The sequence below is a fragment of the Pseudomonadota bacterium genome, from assembly GCA_010028905.1.
Lineage (GTDB): Bacteria > Vulcanimicrobiota > Xenobia > RGZZ01 > RGZZ01 > RGZZ01.
The window spans coordinates 1-4,320 of sequence record RGZZ01000437.1; the positions used below are offsets into that span (position 1 = coordinate 1).

General features: G+C 64.8%; 4 protein-coding genes. 1 reads left to right on the plus strand and 3 read right to left on the minus strand.

Annotation, left to right across the window (positions count from 1 at the left end):
• The 3 genes from EB084_20645 to EB084_20655 all read right to left on the minus strand — a co-directional run.
• The coding region (locus tag EB084_20645) for a hypothetical protein (protein ID NDD30676.1) at positions 1 to 2,080 on the minus strand (2,080 nt) is incomplete at its 3' end.
• Positions 2,081 to 2,121: 41 nt separating this feature from the next.
• Positions 2,122 to 3,174, minus strand: a complete 1,053-nt coding sequence (locus EB084_20650) for a hypothetical protein (protein ID NDD30677.1) — start codon at positions 3,172 to 3,174, stop codon at positions 2,122 to 2,124.
• Entirely contained in the window at positions 3,161 to 3,694 is a 534-nt protein-coding gene (locus EB084_20655; GenBank protein NDD30678.1) for a type II secretion system protein, read from the minus strand. The genes EB084_20650 and EB084_20655 overlap by 14 nt, the downstream gene beginning before the upstream one ends.
• Before the next feature lie 149 nt (positions 3,695 to 3,843).
• On the opposite strand from EB084_20655, the gene EB084_20660 reads away from it, so the two are divergent.
• Positions 3,844 to 4,302, plus strand: a complete 459-nt coding sequence (locus EB084_20660; GenBank protein ID NDD30679.1) for a cupin — start codon at positions 3,844 to 3,846, stop codon at positions 4,300 to 4,302.
• The last annotated feature ends 18 nt before the right edge of the window (positions 4,303 to 4,320 follow it).

Below are 4,320 nucleotides of genomic sequence, written 5' to 3' on the forward strand. Positions count from 1 at the left end.
TGCTCAACGTCGACGTATTTGCGACCGTGTAGTTCGTGTCGTTTCCTTGGTCACCTCCAGTTACGGAGATAGCACCAGACTGCAACATCGAGTCAAGCGCTTGAGAGGCCAAACTATTCCAGTCCTGAGTAGTCAGGCTTGGCTTCATCGCTTGCAACCATTTCTCCAACTTCGGATCGCTTGAGGGGGCCGTGACAACGGTTTGTCCTGGAGATATGGTTGTGTCTTTCAGCGCTTCCATCTTCATTTCGTCATTAGGATGGGTTCTTCGATATTCGGTCACAGCGAGGCCAACGAAGTACGCAGCCAGCTGGGCAGGGTCTGTCGTCGTCGAAATCGACGAAGTCGTCCCCGTGCTCTGCGCGCTGGTGTTGCTGCCCTGGGTGACCCCCATGGCCGCCAGCGTGGTGGCCACGTTGGGCACCGCGGCGGGGGCCTGGGCGTAGCTGAGCTGCTGCACGCTGACGCTGCCCGCGGCGTACAGGGCGACCCCGCTGTCAGATCGGGTGTCGAGGGCGCTCTTGCCCACCACGGTGATGTCGCCCGAGGCCGCGCTCGACCCGTTGAGGCTCTGCCCCGTGGTGACGATGGCTCCCTGGCCGGTGACGTTTCCCACCACCGTGATGTTGCCCGGCGCCCGCAGCTGGTAGGTGTCGCCCGTCGCCGACGCGTTGAAGACGATCTGCGCGCTGCCCTTGCCCTGGAAGCCGGCCGGCTGGCTGCTGTCGGGCGCCACCACGACGGCAAAGCCATTGGTGGGGGTGGAGCCCGCGCCGGACGAGACGGCGATGTCGTGGCTCACCGTGAGCGTGGTGAGGTTGTCGTAGCTGAACCCGGAGGGCACTCCCGTGATGTCGCTCGACTTGCCGTTGAGCGTGGGGGGGCTACCCCCCGTGCCACCGCTCCATCCCTGGTTGAGCAGGGTCTTGGTGGTATCGTAGTCGACGGGGTAGTGATACATCTGGCCGTTCCACACCACCCAGGTTCCCGCGGTCACCGACGAGGGGGTGCTCTGGGTCGGCAGCTGGCTCACGGTGAGCGTAGGGGGCTGCACCACCCGGGTCTGCACCACCTGCTGGCCAGAGGTGTTGGCGTCGATGGCCAGGGTCGTACCCGCACCTGTGTAGTTGAACTTGTGGTTCTGGTCGATGGATGCGAGCAGGTGGTTGTTGTTGTAGCCCGGCAGGTTGTTGACGGTCGCCCCGCTGTCCTTGCCCTTGAAGTTGATGTTGCCCTGGGTGCTGGCGAGGCCGGCGTTCGAGTTCAATGCGGCATTGGCGGCACTGCTCACGCTCACCGCACCCCCGGCCTGGTACAGCTCGAGGTTCATGTCGCTGGCCGCGGTGGCCACGCCCGAGGCGCTGGGCTTCTGCGACCCCACAAGGTTGAGCATCGCCTCGACGTAGCGACGCGACAGCACGCTGCCATCCGGCGTCACCACCAGACCTTCGATGATGACGTCAGCGGTGCCGGTGGGCGCCACCTTGTAGGCCGCCCCCGTATTCCGGTACGACTGCCCCTTGCTGATCAGCAGGCTCGAGCGGAGGATGCTGTTCATCGAGACGTACGGCATGCTGCCGATGTCGGACGACTTGTAGCTCGAGAACAGATCCATTCCCCACGCGTCGGGAAGCGCCGCGTAGCTCACGTATGATCCGTTGAAGGCCGCGCGGAACATGAGGTACACCTTCTGCTCGCCCGACCCCGCAACACCCGTGTTGTCGAGCGCGCCGCATACATTGAAGGCCTTGAACGTGCGGCTGCTCGAGTCTTGCACGCTGGCGCAGGTCTCGGTGATCTTGAAGCCGCCCAGGGCCCCCGACACGCTCAAGGTGGTGCCCGCGACGCGCGAATCGCTGGGCGAATACGTGTTGGGGTTGGACTCGAGCCGCGCCTGGATGTACTGCAGCCCGGACATGGCCGCGCTCATGGCGAGCTGGCGGTTGTTGAAGCTCCCCGACGAAGCGAGACCCTGCTGGAACGACACGGCGATGGCCCCGCCCAGCATGACGAGGAACGTGAGGAGAAGCAAGGTCGAGATCAGGTAGATGCCGCGGTGCCCTCCGCGATCACCCTGCACTCTTGAAGGTCGTTGCTGTGCGCTCATGGCTGCGCCTCCGTTCACGGGTTCTGGACGATGACGCGGTTGTCGAGCTGCACGGTGAAGCTCGACGCCGCCGATCCGCTGATGAAGCTGCTGTTGGTGTGGGTGGTGACGGTGCCGGTGGCGTCGGTCACGCTCGCCACGTCGACCATCTGGTTGCCCGACTGTGACTCGACGGTGGAGAAGGTCACCGAGGTGGCCGGCGCGACCCCCACGGTCATTGCCTTGCGCGCCTGTAGCGCTCGGAAGACCTTGAGGTCGAAGAGCACGATGGGGCCGGTTGCGCTCACCTTGGGTGCGCCCATGGGGTTCGTGGAATCGACGGCCAGACGCGTGACCTCGAAGCTCAAGACGTTCTCAGCGACGACCTGCGCGCGATGCACCACGCTGCTCGCGCTGAACGACTCGCACTCCGCGAGCAGCGCCGGCTGCGTCACCTCGTTGTCCCACAGCAGCAACGGGGAGTGCAGGTTGGTCAGCGAGGTGGGGTCAGACTGCGAACCGATGGTGTCTGGACCCGCAAGCTGGTTCTTCTTGAGCCAGAGCTCCTTCTTCACCAGCCACTTGTGCGGGCAGATGGTGTCCGGGCCGCTGTTGCCGTTGCTGTACGAGGCGCACAGGAAGCCGTAGTCAGCGGTGTGCTTGGCCGCGCTCATGCGCGTGACGTAGTACAGCACGTAGCGCTGCGCCACCAGCTTGCCGCTGTCGTTGCTCACAGGAATCAGGGAGTTGCCGAGTCCTGTGGGCGCCCCCGTGGTGAGGTCGTACTTGCCGGGCTCGTTCATGGGGGTCTTGAACCAGAGCGCCCAGCGGTAGTCGCTGGTGGGGGTGTAGACCCCCACCGAATCGAGCGAGGCTCGCTTCAGCTCGGTGGTGATGTCGGCCTCGAACTTGTTGAGCTGTCGCGTGACGTCGGCCTTCGACTCTACGCCGCGCATGCCGCCGGTGCCGATGTTCATGATGGCGATCGATGAGATCATGAGAAAGGCGAACACGCCGCACCCCACCAGCACCTCGATGAGGGTGGCGCCGCGCCTCAGGGTCAAGCGCACGCGGTCAGAGCGAGCCATCGGGCCACACCAGCCTCATCTGATGAACTTCCTGCAGGCCCATGCCCTGGCCCTGGGCCGCGCGGTTGAGAGACAGCGAACTCGTGCTCGTCTGGGCTGCGGCAGACGCGTCGTTCCACCACACCACGAGGTCGAAGCGGCGCAGGCAGGAGGCCAGGACCTGCCCGTCATCGTTGCTGTAGAAGGTCAGCTGCTGCCCTGTGAGCGAGGCGTCGGTGCAGTACAGCTTGTAGAAGTACACGGTGTTGTTCAGCTGATAGGTGCCGCCGCGAAACACCTGGGGGGTGCTGTAGCTGGCGTCCCGGAAGAAGGCGGTCTGGTTGGCCAGCACCTGGTAGATGGTCTGCGACATGATTCCGTCAGCCACCACGCTGCCCGAGGTCAGGTCAGACGCCTTCTGGCTGCCGCTCACGAGCACGGTGAAGATGCCCACCACCAGGATGAGCGAGGTTCCGATGATGCCGATGGACACGATGAGCTCAAGCAACGAGAAGCCCCTCTGCCCGCGTGTACTGACCAATTCGCCCTCCTAGTGCGCGATGAGAGACGCCGGCAAGCAGACGCCCCGCCCTATTGGTAGCGAAACGCGGGCTCACGTTCAAGCCCGCGCGTGGCCGAGGTGGCTCAGCCCGACCAGGAACCCGGGAGGGAGAGCGCCAAGACACGCCCATGAGCCATCCCTTCGAGCCCAGCCGATTCGACCGTTCCACATTCGAAGCCGCGCCCTTCGCGCAGCGAATCGAGAAGCCCTGGGGCTACGAGCTGCTGTTCACCGAGCCAGGCCTGCCCTACGCGGGAAAGATCCTCCATCTCGACGCGGGCAGGCGCATCAGCCTGCAGGCCCACGACGAGAAGCAGGAGACGCAGATGCTGGTGAGCGGGCGCTGCGCGCGCATCGCCGACGACCGCAGCGGAACGCTCACCGAGACCGAGATGGTGCCCTACCAGGGCTACACCGTGATGCGCGGGCAGCGGCATCGGCTCGTGGCCATCACCGACTGCGACATCTTCGAGGTCTCGACCCCGGAGCTCGGGGTGACCTGGCGGCTCTCCGACGACTACGCCCGACCCGACGAGACCGAGGACATGCGCAACCAGCAGCGCGCCAGCCTCCCCTCCTCGTCCTGAGACACGAGCGAAAGACAC

Excerpts from the sequence above, each read along its gene's own strand:
- EB084_20650 (NDD30677.1), bottom strand. The coding sequence starts at position 3,174 with ATGGCTCGCTCTGACCGCGTGCGCTTGACCCTGAGGCGCGGCGCCACC.
- EB084_20660 (NDD30679.1), top strand. The coding sequence starts at position 3,844 with ATGAGCCATCCCTTCGAGCCCAGCCGATTCGACCGTTCCACATTCGAA.